Origin of the sequence: Actinomadura gamaensis, from assembly GCF_042652125.1 — a bacterium.
In the GTDB taxonomy this organism is placed as follows: Bacteria; Actinomycetota; Actinomycetes; order Streptosporangiales; family Streptosporangiaceae; genus Spirillospora; species Spirillospora gamaensis.
This window is the reverse complement of record NZ_JBHSIT010000029.1, coordinates 1-1,284: the sequence shown is the minus strand read 5'-3', so window position 1 is coordinate 1,284 and position 1,284 is coordinate 1. Positions and strand designations below refer to the sequence as shown.

At 67.1% G+C, this 1,284-nt stretch carries 1 protein-coding gene and 1 other annotated feature; the gene reads right to left on the bottom strand.

Going from position 1 to position 1,284, the window contains the following annotated elements:
- Positions 1 to 27: 27 nt before the first annotated feature.
- A protein-coding gene (locus ACFPCY_RS43005; RefSeq protein WP_378265704.1) for an IS3 family transposase occupies positions 28 to 1,268 on the bottom strand; the annotation gives its coding sequence in 2 pieces (ribosomal slippage) (positions 28 to 986 and positions 986 to 1,268; 1,242 coding nt in all).
- Positions 859 to 990, bottom strand: a sequence feature (AL1L pseudoknot). (Overlaps the previous gene by 132 nt.)
- Positions 1,269 to 1,284 lie beyond the last annotated feature (16 nt).

Genomic DNA, 1,284 nt, shown 5'->3' with positions numbered 1-1,284 from the left:
TGAAGCGCCCCGGTTTCGATGGAGGCTCTAGGTTGTGGCTGTGACCTGCAGTTCTGTGTGTTCCTGGAAGTAGCTGGTCTCGTATTCGTCGGGTGGGACATGGCCGATCTCACCGTGGAGGCGGGTGGTGTTGTACCAGTCCACGTACTCGGCGGTGGCCAGCTCGACGCCGGTCAGGTTCTTCCACGGCCCGCACGGCTTGATCAGCTCGGTCTTGTAGAGCCCGATCGTCGACTCCATCAACGCGTTGTCCAGCGCGTCTCCGACGGTCCCGATAGAGGCGTCGATCCCGGCCTCGACCAGGTGCGCAGTGAACCGGAAAGAGGTGTATTGAGACCCCGCGTCGCTGTGGTGTACCAGGCCCGGGCCGACCGGGTGTCCGGCTCGGTCGCGCCTCCACAACGCCATGTCCAGTGCGTCCAGCACCAGCCGGGTGCGCTTGTTGGTGGCGGCGGACCAGCCGACGACGGCGCGGGAGAAGATGTCGACCACGAACGCGACATAGACGACACCGGCCCAGGTGGGCACGTGGGTGAAGTCGGCCACCCAGCGGCGGTTGGGCGCGTCCGCGGTGAAGTCCCTCCGCAGTAGATCGCCCGCCCGTTCGTGCGCCTGGTCGGGCATCGTGGTGCGGATCTTTCGGCCGCGGCGGGCGCCCTGCAGGCCGAGCTCGCGCATCAGCCGCTCGACCGTGCAGCGCGCCACGACGTGGCCCTCGCGCTGAAGCTGCCACCAGATCTTGCGGGCGCCGTAGACCCGGTAGTTGGCCTGGTAGATGCGGGTGATCTCGTTCTTCAGCCGTTCGTCGCGCAGCCGGCGGGCCGAGGCCGGACGTGACTTGGCGGCGTAATAAGTGGACGGGGCGATCTTGGTGCCGTGCTCGGACAGCACACGACAGATCGGCTCGACCCCGAACACCCTTTTGAACGCGTCGATGAACGCGATCAGTACTTGTGTGGCCGGTCGAGCTCGGCCGCGAAGAAACCCGCCGCTGCCTTCAGGATCTCGTTCGCCCGGCGCAGCTCGGCGTTCTCCCGCCTGAGCCGCTTGAGCTCCGCCGACTCCTCGGTAGTGGTCCCCGACCGGGTGCCGGTGTCCACTTGGTCCTGGCGCACCCAGGACCGCACCGTCTCGGCGTGCTTGACGCCCAGCTTGGTCGCCACCGCCTTCATCGCCGACCACTCGCTGGGATAGTCCGGACGCACCTCGGTGACCATACGGACCGCCCGCCTGCGCAGCTCAGGCGGATAGGGGGACTGACGTGCCATGACTCGATCCTCTCAG